This is a genomic window from Pedobacter westerhofensis (genome assembly GCF_900182595.1).
GTDB lineage: Bacteria > Bacteroidota > Bacteroidia > Sphingobacteriales > Sphingobacteriaceae > Pedobacter > Pedobacter westerhofensis.
On record NZ_FXTN01000012.1, the window covers coordinates 57,636 to 79,147 of the forward strand.

Here is a 21,512-nt window from a genome sequence, read left to right on the forward strand (position 1 = left end):
AAAATCAATCTTCATATGAAGCAACTATCCTTAATTTTAGTGTTCTTTTTATCGGTTAACACTGTCTATTTTTCTTCTGCCCAAACCAAAGAACCATCTGCAATTAAGGGAGTTATCATAGATTCCTTAAAAAATGTACCGGTAGGTTATGTTACGATATCCTTACAGGATGCATCCACGGGCACACAAGTTAAAAGTACGATCAGCAAAGATGACGGTTCATTTGAAATTACGGCGATCCGGAGCGGCACTTACAAACTTGTTGTTGGTTCTATAGGTTATCAGAACAAAATTATTAATCCACTTAAGGCGGCGGGTGACCTGGGCAGGATCAAGCTGAAAGCTACAGCCAACCAGCTTACTGAAGTTGCCGTAACAGCCAACAGGTCTGTGATCAAGCAGGAGGTAGACAGAATCAGTTATGATGTGCAGAGCGATGCGGAAAGTAAAGTGCTTACCGTGCTGGATATGCTGAGAAAGGTACCCATGGTTTCTGTAGATGCCAGCGACAATATTAAACTGAAGGGAACCGGTAATTATAAAATATTGATCAATGGGAAAGAATCTGCTCTGGTGGCTATCAATCCGGCCGATGTTTTTAAATCAATGCCTGCAAGCAACATTCAGAAAATTGAAGTCATTACTACACCACCGGCAAAATATGATGCTGAAGGTTTAGCCGGGATTATCAATATCATTACAAAAAAGGATCTCGACCAGGGTTATAATGTGGGCATAAATACCCGTTATAATACACGTAATGGCTATGGCACAAATCTGAACGGAACGGTAAAACAAGGTAAGTTCGGGATGAACGGCTATATCGGGACCAGCAGGCGTGACAAACAATCTACCGCTTTTGGCAATCAGAATATCATTACAAATCCGGTGGTTTCCAGTTTATTCCAGAATGGAACGGAAGAAAATAATTGGAGGAACTCTTATGGTAATGCAGAACTTAGCTACGAGATTGATACCCTTGACCTGATTACAGGTATGTTTAGTGGCTATACCAACAAAAACTACGAGCAGTCTGATCTTTTCTCCACTGAACTGAACGGCGATCAGTCTGCATCACGATATTACAACCTCCTCAGTCATCAGGAATCAGGCAACAGAGGATTTGACCTGGGCACAAATTATCAGCGCGGGTTTAAGAGGAATAAAGAGCAGCTCTTAACGGCTTCATATAAATATACCGTTTGGTCGCAACGCCGGGATAATGCTGCTGATTATCTGCAGGACGTTAATTACAATTATCCTGACGTGCTCGCCAGTAACTATAAACAATACAACAACTCTGGCAGCAAGGCGCACACGATGCAGCTGGATTACGTCCATCCTGTTAAGTCATTGACGATAGAAGCTGGTGCAAAAAGTGTTCTGAGGCACAGTTACAGTGATTTTGAAAGTCTTAACCAGGACCGTACCACGAGTGATTACCTCATAGACCCTTCACAATCCAACCATTTTAACTATCAGCAGAATGTGTATGGTATCTATAATACGTATCAGCTGAAACTAAAAAACTGGGTAATGAAGAGTGGGTTGCGTGCAGAGCGGACGACAATTGATGCTGATTTCGGTGGGATCCCACTGAACCAGCGGTATAATAACTTTGTGCCCTCTGTATCGGTACAGCGTAAACTGGACAGTACCAATAACCTGACACTGGGTTTTACAAACCGAATACAGCGCCCGGGGCTTTATCAACTAAATCCATTTATTAACCGGACCAATCCAAAATATGTGACTACTGGAAATCCGGATCTTCAACCTGTGACCAATCATACTTTCGAATTGAATTACAGTACATTTAAAAAAAGCGCGATCAACATTGGGTTAAATTATGCTTTTGCCAATAAAACTGTAGAAAGCCTGATGACCTTAAGCCCGGATACGGTAACCACTACTACCTTTGCCAATGTTGGCAAGAACCGCAGGGTGGGTATAGATGCAAATACAAATCTGCAGCTTACCAAAAAGATGAGTATCAATTTAAATCTTGAGCTGATCAGGGTCTGGTTATCCGGAACGTATGCGGGAGAATTTTATAACACCAAAGGTTATCAGGGCCATGCCTTTACTTATACTACCTATAAGTTTGAGAGAGGCTATACCGTTGGCCTTAATCTTGGTTATGACAGCCGTTATGTGATGCTGCAGGGGCGTGATAATGAATTCTTCTTTTATTCGGGCAGTGTGCAGAAAGAAATCCTTAATAAAAAAGGCAGTATTTCGTTTAATACGGATATGCCATTCAGGAAATATAAAAGACTTGATTTTTATAGTAATACGCCGGATTTCAGGCAAAGCAATTACTTCGACATCTACTCCCGCAAGTTCAATATCAGCTTTAACTACAAATTTGGAAGGCTCAATAGCGAAATTAAAAAGAATAAACGTGGAATTACCGAGGAATCGGGAGGAGGAGGGAGACAGTAAACCGGTCAACTGCCGCACCATACTATTCACACAAAAAAAGCGCCCTGATAAATCATCAGGGCGCTTTTTATATCTGGTTATACCAGGATTACATTTTTACAGTAGTATCTTTTACAGTTGTATCTTTTACAGTTGTGTCTTTTGCAGTAGTATCAACAGTAGTGATTGTAGAATCAACAGTAGTTGAAGTTGAATCAGTGCTTGAAGTTTCTTTGTTACCACCACATGCTGCAACTGAAAGAGAAATTGCCAGAGCTAAAAAGCCAAATTTGAATCCGTTTTTCATAATCTATGTTTATATATATCTTTTGTTCACAGATTAATGCCCTAAAGTGAAAAAGGTAACCCATGTTTTTTTAATTTGAACAACATTTAATCTGCAAATGGCCTTGGATGCATTCACAGTACATAAACATCCAACAATTCAGACTGAAGCAGGCCGAAAGATTGCCTCATACCTAAACATTGTTTAAAAGTTCAACGTAACAGACATGATAAAGTGTACTGTTTGATTTAATTGCACACTTTGTTATATTTGGCAGGTGAGCAAAGCTGTACTCTTCTTCATGCTTCCCATACTTTTCTTTAACACGTCTGTTCGTGAAATATTGAAAACGCCTCAGATATTCCTGCATTTTATACATCACCATCAGCTTGACGCCGAAATTGGGTTTATAGAATTTCTGGATATGCATTATTTTGGGCATGATCTGGACGATAACGATGACGACGAGGACATGAAGCTGCCCTTTAAAAAGATGGATGGGCATCTGCACATCTCCATTGGTGTTCCTGCCGAAAAACTGGTAATGATAAAGGCTGTAAGCATTAGTTTACTACACACTTTGCTATTCGATTTCCACCGTTCCCATGTCAACCCGATATGCGGGAACCTCTTCCGTCCTCCCATTTCCCTGGCATAAATCTTAATTCTAGTTTATTTCCTGCCTGACATGCCGTCGGGTACGGAGTTTTATGTCTACGCTTTAATTTACTGATTATGTTAAATCAAATTATTGGCTTTTCCATCCGGAATAAGCTGATCATTGCTTTATTTGTGCTTTCGCTCGTTGGCTGGGGTGCTTATGAAGTTACCAGACTACCTATTGATGCCCTGCCGGATATTACGGACAACCAGGTGCAGGTGATTACGGTTTCGCCTTCGCTGGGTGCGCCGGATATAGAGCGGTTAATTACTTTTCCCATTGAACAGGCCTGCAGTAGTATCTCCGGACTGAAACAGATCCGCAGTTTCTCCCGTTTCGGACTTTCACTTGTTACCATTGTTTTTAATGAGGAAACTGATGTATACTGGGCCAGGCAGCAGATTGCCGAACGCCTGCAGCAGGTGCAGCAGGAAATCCCGGATGGCATCGGAACACCTGCCATGGCGCCAGTATCCACTGGCCTTGGTGAAATTTACCAGTATGTGGTGCGGCCTAAAAGAGGCTACGAAGACAAGTATGATGAACGCGAGCTTCGTACCATTCAGGACTGGATTGTCCGTCGTCAGCTGCTGGGAACACCGGGTGTTGCAGAGGTTTCCAGCTTTGGTGGTAAGCTGAAACAGTATGAGGTAGCTGTCAGACAAGATCAGCTGAAGGCTTACGGACTGACAATAGGAGATATTTTTACAGCCCTGGAAAACAACAATGAGAATACCGGAGGTGCTTATATTGAAAAAGGGCCCACCGTATTGTACATCCGCAGTGAAGGACTGACTACCAGTCTGGCCGACATCGAAAAGATTGTAGTTAAAACTCTTGACAACGGAATGCCGGTGCTGATGGGCCAGATTGCAAAAGTGCAGTATGGTGCCGCGATACGGTACGGGGCAATGACCTATAATGCACAGGGTGAAGTTGCCGGAGCAGTAGTGATGATGCTCAAGGGTGAAAACTCCTCTGTGGTAGTGAAAAGGGTAAAAGAAAAGATTGCAGAAATTCAGAAGATGGTTCCCGAAGGGGTAGTAATTGAGCCATTCCTAGACCGTACCAAGATGGTTGACAATGCCATCAGTACGGTAGAAACCAATCTGATGGAAGGTGCCCTGATCGTAATCTTTGTACTCGTATTTTTCCTCGGAAACCTTCGTGCAGGACTCATTGTATCTTCAGTAATCCCGTTATCGATGCTGTTTGCGATCATTCTGATGAATAAATTTGGTGTCGGCGGCAATCTGATGTCTTTGGGTGCTATCGATTTTGGTTTGATCGTAGATGGTTCTGTCATTATCGTTGAAGCGATTCTGCACCGCTTTTCACATAGCAAGCATTTCAGGAAACTGGATGGTATCGACCAGGAACAAATGGACAATGAAGTTGAAAAATCCACAGGATCAATGATCAAGTCAGCTGTTTTCAGCCAGATTATTATCCTGATTGTTTATCTCCCGATCCTCTCACTGGAAGGGGTTGAAGGCAAAATGTTTAAACCAATGGCCTGGACAATCGCATTTGCGATCCTCGGAGCGTTCATCATGTCGATTACCTACGTCCCAATGATGTCTGCATTGTGTCTGAACAAGAAGATCAGTCATCAAAAGAACTTAACCGACAGGCTGATGGCCTGGATCGAGCGACGTTATCAACCCGCTTTAAATAAGGTGCTTAACTTCCCGAAGATGATCCTGGCTGTTACACTTTCCTTGTTTGTTATCGCCCTATTGTTGATGGGCACACTTGGAGGGGAGTTTATTCCGCAGCTGGAAGAGGGTGATTTTGCGGTAGAGACACGATTGCTGACAGGCAGTAACCTGAACAATACGATTGAAACGACGCAGAAAGCGTCAAAAATCCTGCTGGCGAAATTTCCTGAGGTGCAGAAGATCGTTACCAAAATAGGCAGCGCTGAAGTGCCCACTGATCCTATGCCTTTTGAAGCAGGCGACATGATGGTGATCCTGAAGCCGAAAAAAGAATGGGTATCTGCCAGAACCTTTCCGGAGCTCAGCGCCAAAATGACCAAAGCTCTTGAAGCTGTACCTGGTATTACCGTAGGGTTTCAGTTCCCGGTACAAATGCGTTTCAATGAACTGATGACAGGGGCAAGGCAGGATGTGGTGTGCAAGATCTTCGGGGAAGACCTGGATTCTCTTGCTGTTTACGCCAAGAAGCTAGGTAGTATTATTGGTAATGTAAAAGGTGCTGTCAATATTTACGAAGAGCAGGTAACAGGTATGCCGCAGGTAGTGATTCAATACAACCGGGACGGGATGGCAAAATATGGTTTGAACGTGGGTGATGTTAACCGTGTAGTCAATACTGCTTTCGCCGGTCAGGTTGCCGGACAGGTGTATGAAGGGGAGAAACGTTTCGATATGGTGGTAAGACTTGATGAAAAAGCCCGGAGAAATATCGGCGATGTGGAAGAGCTGATGATACTGACTAAATCGGGCAACCAGATCCCTCTGAAGATGGTTGCAACGATTGCGGAAGTTGAGGGCGTAAACCAAATCCAGCGGGAGGATACGAAAAGAAGGATCATTGTAGGTTTTAATGTGAAAGACCGCGATGTGCAGTCGATTGTGGAAGAGCTGCAGTTGAAAGCAGGACAGCAACTGAACCTTTCCAGAGGTTATACCATTTCTTATGGTGGATCCTTTGAAAATATGACGGCTGCCAAAGCGCGTTTGACTATTGTTGTACCCATAGCATTGCTGCTGATTTTCCTGCTGCTTTATTTCGCTTTCAGTTCTGTCAAACAGGGATTGCTGATTTACTCGGCCATTCCCTTATCCGCCATCGGTGGGATCCTGGCGCTCTGGATCCGGGGCCTGCCTTTCAGTATTTCTGCCGGAGTAGGTTTTATTGCACTTTTCGGCGTGGCAGTACTGAACGGAATCCTGTTGGTGACCGAGTTTAACCGTTTAAAACAGGCAGGCTGGACAGATGTCAAAAGAATCGTGATCCATGCGACCAAATCCAAGCTCCGGGCCGTGCTCATGACTGCCCTGGTTCCCTCACTCGGATTTATCCCAATGGCCATCAGTACAGGAGCAGGTGGGGCAGTGCAAAAACCGCTGGCTACCGTAGTTATCGGAGGCTTACTGGTATCTACACTACTTACCTTATTTGTTTTACCAATGCTATATATATTATTTGAAAAGGGATTCGGTTATTTCCGTCCTAAAAAGCAGCTCGCTATGATCGCTTTGCTGCTGATCGCTGCAACGTTTCCTGCCAAAGCACAGCAGCAGGTTGCGCTAAAAGCGGCCCTGGATTCTGCATTTAAGAATAACCTGGCGATGCAGATCTCCAAAAACCAGACTAAATACCGTGAGCAATTATCAAAGACTGCATTTGATTTGCCTAAAACATCGCTAGCTTTTGATTACGGTAAGCTCAATAGCCTTGCGAATGATAACAAGTTTTCCATCGTGCAAAGCATGGACTTCCCCGCCGTATATTCCCGGCAAAAGCAGGTCTTGAAAACCAGTATACACATCAGCGAAATGCAAACGAATACTGAGCAGTTGAATCTAAGGGCTGAGGTAAAGGTCAGTTATTATACTTTGCTTTTACTCAGTGAAAAGCGAAAGCTGCTCGTCTGGGCTGACAGTATTTATGGTGCTTTTCTCGAAAAATCTTCCCAAAGGTTCAAATCCGGCGATGTGGATGTACTGGAACTGCGTACGGCAGAGAATCAAAAACAGCAGGTAAACAATCAGCTGGAATTGTTGAAGACGGATTATAAACAGGTTTTAAACCGTTTCAACTTCCTAATCAACGGAAGCAGCTTGATGGAACCTGCTGCAGACAGCATTGTTTATACCTTATTTCATATTTCCGCAGGACAAGCTGAGGGCAATCCGATGGCTGAAACCGCTGAAAACCCTTTATTGAAACAGGGTGCAGGTCAGGTTTTATTGGCTAAACAGGAAAAATTGCTGGAGAGAACCAAGCTGTTGCCATCTCTGATCTTTGGTTATAACAATATGAGTATAATCGGGGCACAGGCAAACAAGGCGGGAGTTTCTCAATATTATGATGGCAGCAAGAGATTTTCGTCTGTTAGCATAGGATTGGGTATTCCGCTCTTCTACGGTGCCCAGCAGTCCCGCGTCAAAGCTGCTGCTATCGCAGTACAACAGAAAGAGCGTGAGCTGGAACTTCAGCAAAAAACACTGTATAATGACCTGGTGAATGCCACGGATAGGTATCAGCAACTGGAAAAGCTGATCCGGTCTTACCGGACAGTGACACTGAGCAATGCGAGTGATATCGTTAAAACGGCAACCCTGAAACTCGGCGCAGGAGAAATTGCTTACCTGGACTGGGTGATTTTAATCAACCAGTCCATACAGCTTCGAAGCGAATATTATGATAAAGTAATGCAGTTAAATGAAGCCGCATTTGAAATAGAAAGAATTACAGCCAAGGATAAACTATAGAAATAAACAAATGAAAAATATACTAACATGCGGAATGATCTGTCTGGCTTTGTTTGCTGCCTGCAACCAGCCCGATAAAAAGGAAGAAGGAGCAAATACTGACAACGTAAGGGTTATCAGTAGTGATGAGGTACAGCTGAGTACAGAACAGGTTAAAAATGCAGGTATACTGATCGGCAAACCAGAATCAAAAGGTATGCACAGTACGATCAATGTGAACGGTGTTGTAGATGTCCCGCCGGAGAATACCTACTCAGTAAGTGTGCCCATGGGCGGTTACATCAAACAAATGATGCTGATCCCGGGAATGAGCGTTAGAAAAGGAAGCGTTTTGGCCACAGCTGAGGATCAGCAGTACATACAACTGCAACAGGATTATCTTACCGCAAAGAACAAACTAAAATTCGCGTCCGATGATTACCACAGGCAGAAGGGTTTAAACCAGACCAAGGCAACCAGTGACAAGATTTTCCAGCAGACAGAAAGCGAGTTTAACAATCAAAAAGTGATGGTAAATGCGCTTGCAGAAAAGTTGAGATTAATAGGGATCAGTCCGGATAACCTGAATGAGAATACTATCAGCAGAACAATCAAAGTGTATGCCCCGATCAGTGGGTATATAACCAAAGTCAATGTAAACCGCGGAAAGTACGTGAGTGCTGCTGATATTCTCTTTGAACTGATCAGCCCTGGCGCACTACATGTAGCGCTCACTGTCTTTGAAGGAGATGCGGTTAATCTTAAAGTGGGACAAAAGATTGTTTGCACTACAACAGCAGATCCTGATCACAAATATATTGCAAGAGTTGAACTGATCAAACGTAGTATTGAAGACGATCGCACTACAAGTGTACATTGTGACCTGGAGAACGGGACCGATCTGCTGCCGGGAACTTTTCTGAATGCAGCTATTGCTGTAGCCCCAAAGCATACGGAAGCTGTGCCCGATGAATCCATTGTGAAATGGGAGAATAAACATTACGTTTTTTCACCGGTTAGCGACAACCGCTATAAAATGATCCCGGTAGAAACCGGTACCAGTGTTGATGGCTTTACCGAAATAAAAGCGAAACAGAAGATCGGTCTTTTGGTCGTAAAGAATGCTTATGCCATCCTGATGAAAATGAAAAACAGTGCTGAGGGTGAGTAATACAATGCTAAGGCAGAATCTGCCTGTGACGTGAACCTTTAATTTATTTATCTTAATAATTTTAACACAATTTCTGATAACGCTAAATCAGTTTAATCCTGATGACTCATGTTTATAGTGTTCTGCCTCTTTTTTTTTCGGGATTTATCTCTATATATTCGTTCAACCAAATATCTACGAAGCAGCTTTTAAGCTGAGCAACGAATCCATGAAGAAACATTTAATCAGCTATGGCTGCGAAAAGTATTCTCTGCAAAGAGAATTGTTTAAAGCTATTGCCTCATCATCAGAATTTTTTGATGAAGTGACGGTATTTACACCGGAGGATTTTGATGCGGAATTTGCATCAAAAATGAGAAATACGCTGAACCTGGCAAAGGGTGGGGGTTTTTGGTTATGGAAACCATACTTTATCAAAAAGATGCTGGACTGTATTGACGAAGGAGATCTGTTAATTTACTGCGGGGCAAACTGCATTGTAAATCCCTGGGGCAAACCCAGATTTGATGGATATATTGACCGGCTGATTGACTGCAGAACTGGTGCGCTGGCTTTTGAGCTGCCCCATAAAGAAAGTGAGTATACCAAGCTGGAAGTATTTAGCCATTTCAACTGTTCTGAAGAAATTATCCGGTCGAATCAGCTGATGGCAACTATTGTAATGTTAAGAAAATGCAGCCATACCTGCAGTATGGTTGATAAATGGTTTGATACCGCTTGTTTTTATCCTTTTTTATTTACTGATGAATTGCGAATTTTACCACAGGATAACGACTTTATTGCCCACAGATATGATCAGAGTATATTTAGTGTGATCCGTAAGATCTATGGGGTTGATATCGTTCCCATGAAGGAATATTTCTTTGACTTCATCAGGGAGTGCGATACTTTCCCATTCTGGGCTACGGGTCTCAGCCATCCTTAATATATGGTCGTATGATCTTTATACTGTTCGTAGACTGTCCGTACACTGTTCGTGTACCGTTTTGTATTAAAAGGGCTTCCAGTGCCCTTTTACTCCCGGCCCATTACAAAGCAGTATACGACCAGTATACGAACGGCATACGGCTAAAATACGGTTGGCATATGAGCCGTACCCGATTGCTAATTACCCCTGCAAGCATACGAAACAGTTACCATCTCTTCCAACATGGTAAATGTGCAGACAGCCTGAACGTTATTACTAATTTAAAAAATCTCCAGCGCATTAATGATCTCTGTGTAGATTTTATCAAGATCCTCGTCGCTGATACAATATGGCGGCAGGATGTAAATGATATTGCCCAATGGCCTCATCAGGATTCTTTTATCCATGAAATAGTCATATAACTGGTTTCTCAAGTCGGAAAAATAAGACGTGCCTGTTCCGGTTTTCCATTCTACAGCAATGATTGTCCCTGTCTGTCTTACTGCCGCTACTTTACGGTGATCTTTAATCTCCTCTAAAAATGCCTCATGCCTCTGGCAAATTCTCCGGATATTTTCCTGCGCTGGTACCTGCAGTAAAAGTTCGATGCTGGCCAGTGCTGCGGTACAGGCGAGTGGATTGGCGGTGAAGGAGTGGCCATGGAACAATGTCTTCATTTTATCCTGCGACACAAAGGCATTATAAATCTCCAGCGAGCAGGTTGTTGCACCCAGAGGCATCGCGCCGCCCGTGAGCCCCTTTGAGAAACACATGACATCCGGTTTTACCTGAAGATGATCAGCAGCGAAATTTTTACCGGTACGGCCAAAACCGGTGAATACTTCGTCCTGTATCATCAGCACGCCTTCGTGGCGGCAGTGTGCCAGCAACTCATCCAGATCGGCGGCTTCATACATCAGCATGCCTGCAGATCCCTGCACCAGGGGTTCATATACGAAGCAGGCAAGGTCAGCAGCATGTGCTGAGACACTCCTTTTGATGGATGCCAGATTTTCTGCTGTTGGCGTATCTATAAAGATCACCTCGAACAGCAGATTGTCAAAAGGCGCAGTCCATGCGCTTCTGCCGCTTACTGACATCGCCCCAAAGGTATCACCGTGATAGCCGTTATTGAAGGCCAGGACTTTTTTCTTTGGTCTGCCTTTGTTAAACCAGTACTGAACGCACATCTTTAAAGCCACTTCTACCGCAGTAGATCCATTGTCTGTATAAAAAACCTTTTGCTGCGTATCAGGCAGGATCGCAAGGAGGCTTTCTGCCAGTGCAATTGCCGGTTCATGGGTGAAGCCTGCAAATATGACCTGGTCCAGCTTTTCCAGTTGGGCAACAACCTTTGCAACGATGTAAGGATGTGAGTGACCATGCAGGGTAACCCACCAGGAGGAGATCGCATCGATGTACCGGTGGCCGTCTTCATCATAAAGAGATGCCCCTTCACCGCGTACAACCGGGAGTGGAGGCCTCGCCATAAATTGCTGTGTATAAGGATGCCATATTACCTGGGCATCTCTGTTTATTAAGGTCATACTGCTGGGATTATCTGTACTGATTTTTCTTTTACCATCGGTTTTAAGCCGAGGAGGTTAAACATTTTTCTGTCGTCGTCAAGCCTTGGATTTGGTGTAACCAGCAGCTCTTCGCTTTCACTGGTGAAGATCGAGTTTGCGCCGGCCATGAAACACCATGACTGTTCCTCGGTACTCATTTCTGCACGCCCGGCACTGAGCCTTACCATCGACTCAGGCATCAGGATCCTTGCCGTTGCAATCATCCTTACCATTTCCCAGGAATCTACTTTTGGCAGGTCGGCCAGCGGCGTACCTTTAACCCGTGCCAGGGCATTGACAGGTACAGACTCGGGGTGTTTGGGCAGGGTTGACAGGGTATGCAGCATATTGATCCGGTCGGCATGAGTTTCTCCCAGTCCTATAATCCCGCCTGAGCACACCGTAATTCCTGCCTTACGGACATTTTTTAAGGTGTCAAGCCTGTTATCGTATGTGCGGGTAGTGATGATTTCTTCATAATATTCCTTGGAAGAATCGAGATTGTGGTTGTAGGCGTATAAACCGGCTTCCTGCAGTCTTTGTGCCTGGCTTTCGGTAAGCATGCCCAGCGTACAGCAAACTTCCAGTCCCAGCTCATTCACGCCTTCCACCATTTCCAGGATATTGTCGAAGTCGCGGTTGTCGCGCACTTCACGCCAGGCAGCGGCCATACAGAATCGGGAAGAGCCTGCGTCTTTTGCGCGCTGCGCGATCGCAACTACATCTTCTTTAGACATCAGGGATTTTACTGTAATGCCAGTATGATAGCGTGCAGCCTGACCGCAGTAGGAACAGTCCTCAGGACAGCCACCGGTTTTAACTGAGAGCAGTGTGCACACCTGTACTTCGTCTGGCTGATGAAATAACCTGTGCACGGTAGCAGCCTGATATACCAGTTCCAGCAAAGGCAAATGATAAATGTTTTCTATTTCCTGGATGCTCCAGTCGTTTCTTATTGTTGAGTAATTGTTCATATAAATGGTGTTAGAATGTTGACTGTAAAGGAATTTGTACCGGCGCTTCTGCTACTGACCATCTGTTGAGGGTGCTTAATTCCGGGAGCTCGCTCCAGGTGACGCCCTCTGGTATATGGTGGATGATTACATCTCTGGTATCTGTATTAAAATCACCGTTGAGGATCACATGCTTTAGCGGGATCTGTAAACCGGCGAGTGTCTGAAGGCTCAGTAAGGTATGGTTGATGCAGCCGAGATAATTGCGGACTACGAGTACAACCTCTGCACCCAACTGCCGGATCAGGTCGGTCATCAGAAAAGACGTGGAAAGGGGCACAAACAATCCACCTGCGCCTTCTACCAGCAGCTGGTTTTCAGTTTGGGGCAGGCTGAATGCCGCAGGCGTAATTTCAAGGCCCTGCGCTTTTGCCGACTGATGCGGAGATGCGGCAAGATCGAGCCTGAATGTTTCAGGGTGGATCACTGTGCGTGTATTGCTGAGCATTTTTTTTACCTGATCGCTGTCTGTATTGTCAAGATCTCCTGATTGTACAGGTTTCCAGTAATCAGCTTTCAGCTGTTCGCAAAGGACTGCAGAAACAATTGTTTTGCCAACGTAAGTTCCTATGCCGGTAACAAACAGGGGTTTAGTCTGCATAAATTTTATGGGTAAGTTGATGGAAATGGTCACAGAGCGCAAGAATCTCTTCGTCTGTATTGTGTAGGTGAACACATATTCTTAAGCGTTCAGTGCCAGCGGCCACTGTGGGGCTGCGGATCGCTCTTACATCAAAGCCCCTTTTTTGCAGCTGGCTGCTCAAATGCACAACAGCGGCATTGGTGCCAGGATAAACACATTGGATGGCCGAAGGATTAAGGCTGCTGGGGAGTATTGTCCTTGCCGGCATATTGTCCTTCAGCAGCGATGATTTACGCTGCAGGGCCAACTGGTCATGCGGACGGCTCAAAAGATGCTGATAGGCAAGCCAGACAGCCAGGAGCTGTGCAAAAGATGGGGCGGTAGTATAAATAAAAGGCCGCGCGAAGTTAATCAGGTAATCTCTGAGCAGGCTGCTGCCCAATATGATTGCGCCATGCAGTCCCAGGGCTTTACCAAAGGTAATTACCCTGGCAAAAACAGCATGGTGAAGATGCAGAAGGTCGACGAGCCCGGTACCAAACACACCAAAGGCATGGGCTTCGTCGACAATCAGATGCGCATTAAGATCTCTGCAGAGAATGGCGATATGGATCAGATCCGCAAGGTCACCATCCATTGAATAAACACTTTCAACAGCTACATAGCACTGCCCAGTACCTATCCTGATTTTCTTCTCCAGGTCTTCGAGGTCATTGTGCCTGAATTTTAATCTTTTTGCGTGGCTGAGCCTGGCCCCGTCGATTACCGAAGCATGGATCAGTTCATCACAGATAATCGTATCGTTTTTTTGAGGAAGGCTGGAAATTAAGGCCAGATTTGCGGTATATCCGGAATTAAAGATCAGCCCGTGCTCCGCCTGGTGAATAAGGGCAAGATCTTCTTCAAGCTGTTCTGCAAACTCAGTATTGCCGCTCAGCAGCCTTGAGCCGGTAGATCCCAGCAAGCTCAGCGGGTGTTTCTCCAATTGTTCATTAATCGCTTTTTTAAGCTCCGGAGATCTTGCAAAACCTAAATAATCATTTGAGCTGAAATCATATAAACTGTTTTCGTACTGTAGCTTACGTCTGGTTTCAGACAAAGTTCTGACCTCCAGTTTATCAGATAATATATGCTGTATAGCTGTATTCATTTCTATGATACCTGATGTTCCTGCTGTATTGCTATGGCAAGATCATTGATCCAGTTCTGATACAGGTCCTTTTCTATGGAGACGATATTGCCGGCATGGAATTCCCAGTCCGGAGAGAAGCTTTTCAGCTGCGCTGTCATTTCCTCCAGATGGCCCTGTTCTTCAAGAATGATCGATCTGACACTCACTTTACTGCCCGCGCTGTTGAGTACATCCTGATAAATGGGATAAATTTCATCTGCCCTCACTTCAATGGCGTAGGTAACCAGGAGATAGGCGCCAAACTTGAGCTTTGCACCTTTCAGCCCCAGTTGCTCCATTAAATAGCGGCTCGTTGCTACATCGAGCTTGTTCAGATAGTATTTGCTGCTGTAAGGGGCGAGCAGGTAGTCCGGTTCATATGTAGGGCAGGCGCTGCTGCTGAGTTTGCCAATCTGTTTTTTCAGGTAAAAAGCATGACGGTGCTCTTCTGCGGCATGCTTGAGGACCATATACGTAGAGGTCTCGGGCAATTCATTTGCAGAGATTTTCCTGGCCCCGATGTTCTCCTGTAAAGACAGCGTGTTGAGAAAACGTGCGTGTATCTGGTCATCATTCACAATGTTTTTGATGAGCTCTTCTAATTTCATATGATAGATTGTTTATCCAAAAGTATTATCTTGCCGGATAGTTTAACGGTACCAGTTTGTAGTTTATGAGTAGTCCGGTTAGAATTCCTTTTAAAAGTGTGATCCGCATTGACAAGTCGCTGGACAGGCCGGTATATCTGCAGATTGCCCATCAGATGATCAATGCGATACAGCGGGGGGTACTGCTAAACGGTATACAGCTGCCCGGCACCAGAAGTCTTTCTGAAGACCTTGAAGTGCACCGCAAAACTGTTATTGCTGCTTACGACGAGCTCGATGCGCAGGGCTGGACAGAGATCAGGCCCAATAAGGGAACTTTTGTGCGCAATAAAGTGCCCCAGGCAGTGATTTCGCTGCCAGGATATGGTACAAATAAAGCTGTACCTTCCGGGGATGCCGGCGAACATAATCATGATAAATTCCTGAACAGTTATCCGGCTAAGACCGGCTATGGGTTTAAACAAAGCATTCTTCTGGATGTACTGCCGGTAACGGCCGGTACGGGGCTGGAATTTAATGACGGACTGCCTGACATAAGGCTGCTGCCATTGGAAAGATTATCTAAAGTGTATGGCGGAATTCTGAAAAGTAAAACGAACTACCGGCATTTCGGATACTCACATGTAGAAGGAAATGAGTATTTCAGAGAGACCCTGGCTTCTTACCTGAACAATACCCGGGGGCTTCATATCAACAAAAGCAATATCCTTACTACAAGGGGAATTCACATGAGTATTTATATGGCATCCAGTATGCTGATTGAGGCCGGAGATCTGGTGATTGTGGGCGACCTGAGCTATTACCTGGCCAACATGTGTTTTCAGCAGTGCGGTGGCAAGATCATTTCTGTACCTGTACACCAGGACGGGATCTCTGTAGATGCTATACGTGAGCTCTGTAAGACTAAAAAGATCAGGATGTTATATTTAACTCCTCATCATCACTATCCTACAACGGTAACGCTGAGTGCCGAGCGGAGGGTGGCCTTGCTGCAGCTGGCATCAACCTATGGTTTTATTATTCTTGAAGATGATTATGACTATGATTTCCATTACAATGGCAACTCTGTACTGCCGCTGGCAAGTGCAGATACAAGCGGCATGGTGGTTTATATCGGATCGTTTTGTAAGTCGCTGGCACCGGGTTTCAGGTCGGGTTACCTGATCGCACCTGAAAACCTGATCACAGAAATGGCAAAGTTCCGCCGGCTGGTAGACCGGCAGGGCGATATGCTGATGGAGCAGGCGCTGGCAGAGTTGCTGGAAGAAAGAGAGATCCAGCGGCATTTAAAAAAAGCGGTAAAGATCTACCAGGAGCGAAGGGATGTTTTTACGGGATTATTGACTGAGCAGCTGGGCGGGGAGCTTACTTTTGTTTCTCCGCCGGGAGGGTTGTCAGTGTGGACGCACTGGAACCCGCGGTTAAACCTGATGCGAATCAGCAAAGGCTGTATGAAAAGAAACCTGCATTTGCCACAGGAACTGCTGTACCAGAATGAAAGCTTTACAGCAATGCGGCTGGGCTTTGGCAACCTGAGCACGGCAGAGCTTGAGGAAGCCGTGAGTATCCTGAGCCAGGCAGTTAAAGAGAGTTAGCCGAAATACCTGTACTGATGACCTCATCAATTTTATCCATCAGCCCGGCGCTTTTCACAGCATCAAATTTACGCGCCCACCAGTTATCGGAACGCATCATTGCATCGAAATCTCCGAGGTCTAAAACCCGGGGGTTGGCACCTCCCTCAGACCAGTCGATATATCTGTAATTGTTGTTGACAATCTTATCCCGGTAAGGTGAATTCATCAGGATCGTGGGAAACAGAAATTCATCACTTGCCCAGCTCCAGGCAAAAAAGCGCTTTAATCTGGTATCACCTTCAATCTGCTTCACAACATACATGGCGGCCTCCGGACTGAGCATCCAGAACATCGATTTTCCATAGGGATGCATATGGTATGGAAGCTTTCGTTTCGGCAGAACTGCGGTAAGTAGCCTTTCAAGCGTATATTTGCCTTTGAAAGAATAATCGGAAAAGCAGTATTGCTCAATCCTTAGCATTCCTTCCGGCCATTGATTTTTATAGTCGTAGAAACTTAGGAATTCCTTGCCTGCATTGTCGCTGAAGAAACGCGCCAGATGATCGGGGCTGCGCAGGGGATAGCCTTGTCCGCTCAGCAGATTAATAAAGCTATACCTGGTCCCGCTGGCTATAATCTCCTTAATACCTTCAAATTCTGTGGCGATGGTGCTAAATCCGCCCCAGTTAACCTTAATCCTGTTCTGTATAAAATAGACATTGGGTATATTGGCCAGGATCAGATGCGGAGTGATATCAAATTTTTTATCTACATGGATATAAAAATCAAAATCTTTATGCCACATGGCTCTGATCATTCGTTCAGTCTGTGCAGGATTGGTATACGTAAGAATTAAGTGGGCAACACGCATTATAACAGTTGTAGGGGATTACTATCCTACTAATGTATGTTTTATTTGACAGATATGCATGTTCATTTTATCCATTAAAGGACTTCAATTCCCTTTTCCTCCAACTGGTCATAGATCATCGCATTAATGCTGCTCCGGGTGCTTTCGGCAACCGAAATATCTTTGCACCAGAAATAGATGTTTACTGTTGTGCTGGTTTTAGTTTTTGGGGTCATGATCAGCTTTGCTTCTTTATTAAGCATTATGTTATCATTAGAGGCAATTGCGTCTTTGATCAGCTTTTCTACCTCTTCTCTCACAAAAGGTTTGGCTAAAGTAAAGGAAATAGTGATCCTCATCTGGTTATTGCTGAGGGTCCAGTTGATAATGTTATTGGACAAAATGTTTCCATTGGGAATGATGATCTCTGCACCTTCATCTGTTAACAGTGTGCTGGCACGGATACCAATCTCTTTTACCCTGCCTTTTTTATCGCTGAGTTCCACAACATCACCTATGCGCAAAGTTTTATCGAAAATCAGGATGATACCTGATACAAAATTGCTGACGATGTTCTGAAGACCGAGACCGATACCAACGCCCAGAGCACCCAGTACCACCGTAATCTTGTCGATCGGCAAACCTGAAGCTGCTACAGCAAGGAGAAATCCTCCGATCAGTAAAACCAGTCGGGTAACAATCAGTTTTGAGCGCTCGCCCTTATTGTCGTCCAGTGAATCATCACCGGTATCCCCAAAGAAATAGGCAATGTATTTTTGGAGGAAGTTGGCCGTCCAGATGATCAGCAGGAACAGGACGATACCGCCCAGGGTGAATGCAAGCGTACCTATTTTTCTTTTTTCCGTAAGGACGGTTAGAATGGTAGTATAGAGTTCATTGAATATATTGAGGTTTACCAGAAATAACGTAAGCCAGATCAGAAATGCAACAATATTAAGCAGCCCGCGGATGCTTTTTACAACCGGCTCCCAGTCAAAATGCTCCGGGTAATGCTTGCGGATCCTGCTGCTTTTGATTTGTAACAGGAAGGCCTCTGTGATCATGCCCGCGAGGATAATCAGGGAAAGGGCATGCAGAAAAGCACTCACTGCTGTAGTGTAAAATATTTGGGTGAGCGTAAAACGCCCGAACAGATTACAGAAAATAGCCAGGAGGTTAAAAATGATAAAGATAACTGCCACCGGCAGCAGGATCCTGTACTTGCCTGTTTTTGTTCTCAGCTTGAGGTAACTGAGCATACCGAAGGCCGTGGACGCAATGCTGAACACCAAAAGGTTCCAGCGCTGGTAACGCGGCGGAATGCCCAGTAACCTGAGCACAACAGGTGCCATCAGCAGAACCACAAAGATGCACCACTGTACAAAGACTTCCCGGGGCAATCTTTTATAAAGTAGTGTAGTGAGGCTTAGTGCCAAAAAGATATGTACCGCCTCGATATATAGGGCCGGTGCCAGCAGGTCGAAAACAGGAGCAAGGGTTAAAATAAAGATGATGGAGATCTGATAGGGCCTGGGCCTGATGAATATGAAGTTGAATGATTCTACGGCATCCAGCTTTTTACGGTTAATCAGGCTTTTGAAATTGAAAAAGACCCAGAAGAAGAACACTGCACCGAGAAAGATCAGTAAGGCACGGCTGCTTCTTGTATACACAAAGTAATATTTGGAGATCTGCTGTTCACTCTGCATAAAGCGTTTGAAGCCCATACTGCGGTTGGCCGACTTGTTTACGCTTTCCCAGAGGTACCGTCTTTCTTTTCCGAATGCCTTGATGCCGACTGTTTTCAGCTGGCTGTCTGTGGTGTACTGGAGTTCTTTTACGTTGATGATATTTGCCGAAGTCCTGGCTTGCAGGGAATTAATGAGGTTGGTATTGCTCTTGATGAGGCTGTCCATCACCAGCTTTTTATTTCTGAGTTCGATCAGCTGAGGTTTGAAGATCCGCTTAAGGGAATCGACAGTAAAGATTTTGAGCAGTACGGTATCTTTGCGGAGACTGAGGATTTCAGTTTTCAGCCCGTTTAATTTTTGTTCATAATGGCTAAGGTCTGCCAGGCACTCTGTATTGCTGCTTTCAAGTTCGTCCAGCAGCGTTTGGTACATCTGTACATTCTGCAGGTTGAGCGTCCGGTCGCTTTGGTTAAGCCTTTCTTTGATCAGCGCTATTGCCGCTTCATCCTGTGTTAAATAGCCCGAGATCGGGGCCATCTTGTAGAAAGAGGCAGTAGTTACCTTTACTTTATTGATGGCCTCAAATACTTTTTGTAGCCGCGCCAGATAATCCCCCCTGGTGAGCACTGTTGAATCAGAAAGATAGGATACATCAGCAGCTTTATCCCTTGCCTTTTGCTGTGACCTTGCACTTTGTGCAGTTACATTTAAACTGTAAAAACAGAGCGTGCTGAGCAGTAACAATAAAAACTGGAACCGGCCAATCGCAAAAGGGTTTTTTATCTTCATTTAAGTTTAGGTAGGATTATGCTACAAATGTAACAAAACGCATACAATATATTTTATATTGCTTTCTCGTAGATCCTGTGGATTTTATAAGGATCGCCTTTGATCGCTTTGATGGCATTGTTAACGGCATGGTTATGTTCCAATGTCCATCCGGCCTCAGCATAATCGTAATCCTTTTCTCTATAAGTTTTGATAATTTTAGCGTACAATACCGCTTCAATCCCCATATGACGGTATCCCTCGATTACACCAAGCATAAAAATCCTGATACCCCTGATTTTTTTCAGGCCGAGAAGCAATTTAAAAATACCTGTGGGGAAGAGCCGTCCCCTTGAAATCTTTTTTTGTATCTGGTTCACATCAGGAAGCGCTACTGCCACACCTACAAATTTGCCGTCCTTTTCTGCGATATATACAAAATCAGGATCTGCAATCAGCTTCAGGTCTTTTGCAATAAAATCGAACTCCTCATCAGTTGGAGGTACAAAACCCATGTTTTTATCCCAGGCACTATTATATACGTGTTTAAGTTTTTCTGCTTCTTCCTTGAATTTCTTCATGTTCAGCTTCCGTATCGTTACCCCGCGCGTATTTATCCTTTCTTCCAATTTATCAGAAATTCTTACAGACCTGTCATCGTATGAGGTTTTGTCCCATCTCCAGGAAATAAGGTCTACCTGTTTTTTAAGCCCTGTGTTTTCGAGCAGTTGCTCGTAATAGGGAGCATTATAGGGCGTAAGGATTACAGGCGGATAATCATAACCTTTAACAAGGAGCCCCGAGGTATCATTGGTAGTGAGGTTTACCGGGCCCACAAGGTTATTCACCAGGCTGTCTTTTGTTTTAAGCCAGTTTACTGCGGTATCAATCAGCAGTTTTGCACTTTCTGCATCATTGATCACATCAAAGAAACCAAAGAAACCGTCTTTAACGTTATTGAATTCATTATGACGGTTGTTAAGGATCGCAGCAATGCGGCCTGTTATTTTGCCATCTTCATACAATAAAAAGCATTGTAACGGTGAATGTTTATGGAATGGATGTGTGGTCAGGAGATCCCGCTGTCCGATGAATATTTCAGGGACGTACATGGGATCGTTTTTGTACAGATCATGCGGGAAATCAATAAACGCTGCGAGTTCCTTTTTTGATTTAACCTCAACTATTGTCTTCATATATGTTTTGAGCAAGGATGGTGTAGCCTAAATAAAGGCCTTTTTAATTATAGCTTCAAATATATTCAAATCAGCTATATCTTGTATGGTCTATCCCCTAAATTAGGGATGTTCTTAATTTATACTTTTCGGTCCTGCATTTACTGGCCCCATGCCGTGAGCATCAGATTTCTGGCACCTCCATGATTACGGTGCTCGCAAAGGTAAATACCCTGCCACATTCCCAGTGCCAGTCTTCCGTTACGGATCGGGATCATCAGGGATGTATCCAGCAGGGATGCTTTGAGATGGGCGGGCATGTCGTCCGACCCTTCGTCGTCATGCAGGTAATCAGGATCGTTTTCAGGAACGGCCTTATTAAAAAACATTTCAAAATCATGTCTTACTGTTGGATCGGCATTTTCATTGATGCTCAGCGAGGCGGAAGTATGCTGGATAAAAACCTGGCATATGCCTGTTTGTATATCGCTGATCTGCGGAAATGAATGGATGATATCCGCGGTGATCAGGTGAAAGCCCCGCCGCCTTTCATGCAGGCGTATCTGTTGCTGGTAGATCTTCATTCCGCAAAATTACTAAAATATCAACTGAAG

16 protein-coding genes are annotated in these 21,512 nt (G+C 44.6%); 6 read left to right on the top strand and 10 right to left on the bottom strand.

Features of this window, described 5'->3' with window-relative positions:
- The first annotated feature begins 15 nt into the window (after nt 1–15).
- Nucleotides 16–2,445 (top strand): outer membrane beta-barrel protein, encoded by a 2,430-nt coding sequence (locus tag FN831_RS21485; protein ID WP_185960567.1) that lies wholly within the window; start codon nt 16–18, stop codon nt 2,443–2,445.
- Between the two features lie 88 nt (nt 2,446–2,533).
- Here the strand turns inward: FN831_RS21485 and FN831_RS21490 are convergent, their stop codons facing one another.
- A complete protein-coding gene (locus tag FN831_RS21490; protein WP_142530265.1) occupies nt 2,534–2,731 on the bottom strand; it encodes a hypothetical protein in 198 nt (65 codons plus the stop codon).
- 256 nt (nt 2,732–2,987) lie between these two features.
- On the opposite strand from FN831_RS21490, the gene FN831_RS21495 reads away from it, so the two are divergent.
- The 4 genes from FN831_RS21495 to FN831_RS21510 all read left to right on the top strand — a co-directional run bounded on the left by FN831_RS21495 (nt 2,988) and on the right by FN831_RS21510 (nt 9,912).
- Nucleotides 2,988–3,368 carry a hypothetical protein gene (locus FN831_RS21495; protein WP_185960568.1) on the top strand — a complete coding sequence of 127 codons (381 nt, stop codon included), beginning with the start codon at nt 2,988–2,990 and terminating at the stop codon, nt 3,366–3,368.
- 77 nt (nt 3,369–3,445) lie between these two features.
- Nucleotides 3,446–7,837: a CusA/CzcA family heavy metal efflux RND transporter gene (locus FN831_RS21500; RefSeq protein ID WP_142530267.1), complete on the top strand. Its 4,392-nt coding sequence runs from the start codon at nt 3,446–3,448 to the stop codon at nt 7,835–7,837.
- A 10-nt stretch (nt 7,838–7,847) separates the two neighbouring features.
- Nucleotides 7,848–8,987, top strand: coding sequence for an efflux RND transporter periplasmic adaptor subunit (locus FN831_RS21505; protein ID WP_142530268.1), 1,140 nt, complete (start codon nt 7,848–7,850; stop codon nt 8,985–8,987).
- A gap of 208 nt (nt 8,988–9,195) precedes the next feature.
- On the top strand, nt 9,196–9,912 hold the full coding sequence (locus FN831_RS21510) for a hypothetical protein (protein WP_142530269.1): 717 nt from the start codon (nt 9,196–9,198) through the stop codon (nt 9,910–9,912).
- Nucleotides 9,913–10,175: 263 nt separating this feature from the next.
- Here the strand turns inward: FN831_RS21510 and bioA are convergent, their stop codons facing one another.
- Genes bioA through FN831_RS21535 form a run of 5 tightly spaced genes read right to left on the bottom strand, consistent with a single transcriptional unit; the run spans nt 10,176 to nt 14,837 of the window.
- Nucleotides 10,176–11,441 (bottom strand): adenosylmethionine--8-amino-7-oxononanoate transaminase, encoded by a 1,266-nt coding sequence (gene bioA / locus FN831_RS21515; protein ID WP_142530270.1) that lies wholly within the window; start codon nt 11,439–11,441, stop codon nt 10,176–10,178.
- The gene (gene bioB, locus FN831_RS21520) at nt 11,438–12,436 is read right to left on the bottom strand and encodes a biotin synthase BioB (protein WP_142530271.1); all 999 of its coding nucleotides are present in this window, start codon (nt 12,434–12,436) and stop codon (nt 11,438–11,440) included. Before bioB ends, bioA begins: the two co-directional genes overlap by 4 nt.
- A gap of 10 nt (nt 12,437–12,446) precedes the next feature.
- The gene (bioD, locus tag FN831_RS21525) at nt 12,447–13,076 is read right to left on the bottom strand and encodes a dethiobiotin synthase (protein ID WP_142530272.1); all 630 of its coding nucleotides are present in this window, start codon (nt 13,074–13,076) and stop codon (nt 12,447–12,449) included.
- A complete protein-coding gene (locus FN831_RS21530) occupies nt 13,066–14,208 on the bottom strand; it encodes an aminotransferase class I/II-fold pyridoxal phosphate-dependent enzyme (protein WP_142530273.1) in 1,143 nt (380 codons plus the stop codon). Before FN831_RS21530 ends, bioD begins: the two co-directional genes overlap by 11 nt.
- Before the next feature lie 2 nt (nt 14,209–14,210).
- Nucleotides 14,211–14,837, bottom strand: a complete 627-nt coding sequence (locus FN831_RS21535) for a hypothetical protein (RefSeq protein WP_142530274.1) — start codon at nt 14,835–14,837, stop codon at nt 14,211–14,213.
- Between the two features lie 65 nt (nt 14,838–14,902).
- Between FN831_RS21535 and FN831_RS21540 the strand changes: the two genes are divergently transcribed.
- Nucleotides 14,903–16,432, top strand: a complete 1,530-nt coding sequence (locus FN831_RS21540; protein WP_142530275.1) for an aminotransferase-like domain-containing protein — start codon at nt 14,903–14,905, stop codon at nt 16,430–16,432.
- Here FN831_RS21540 and FN831_RS21545 read toward each other — a convergent pair.
- The 4 genes from FN831_RS21545 to FN831_RS21560 all read right to left on the bottom strand — a co-directional run bounded on the left by FN831_RS21545 (nt 16,419) and on the right by FN831_RS21560 (nt 21,482).
- Nucleotides 16,419–17,285, bottom strand: coding sequence for a beta-1,6-N-acetylglucosaminyltransferase (locus FN831_RS21545; protein WP_142530276.1), 867 nt, complete (start codon nt 17,283–17,285; stop codon nt 16,419–16,421). The two genes, FN831_RS21540 and FN831_RS21545, sit on opposite strands and share 14 nt — an antisense overlap.
- A gap of 74 nt (nt 17,286–17,359) precedes the next feature.
- The gene (locus FN831_RS21550; RefSeq protein WP_142530277.1) at nt 17,360–19,744 is read right to left on the bottom strand and encodes a mechanosensitive ion channel family protein; all 2,385 of its coding nucleotides are present in this window, start codon (nt 19,742–19,744) and stop codon (nt 17,360–17,362) included.
- Between the two features lie 53 nt (nt 19,745–19,797).
- Nucleotides 19,798–20,919 carry a GNAT family N-acetyltransferase gene (locus tag FN831_RS21555; protein WP_142530278.1) on the bottom strand — a complete coding sequence of 374 codons (1,122 nt, stop codon included), beginning with the start codon at nt 20,917–20,919 and terminating at the stop codon, nt 19,798–19,800.
- A 140-nt stretch (nt 20,920–21,059) separates the two neighbouring features.
- Nucleotides 21,060–21,482 carry a secondary thiamine-phosphate synthase enzyme YjbQ gene (locus FN831_RS21560; protein ID WP_142530279.1) on the bottom strand — a complete coding sequence of 141 codons (423 nt, stop codon included), beginning with the start codon at nt 21,480–21,482 and terminating at the stop codon, nt 21,060–21,062.
- Between the last annotated feature and the right edge of the window lie 30 nt (nt 21,483–21,512).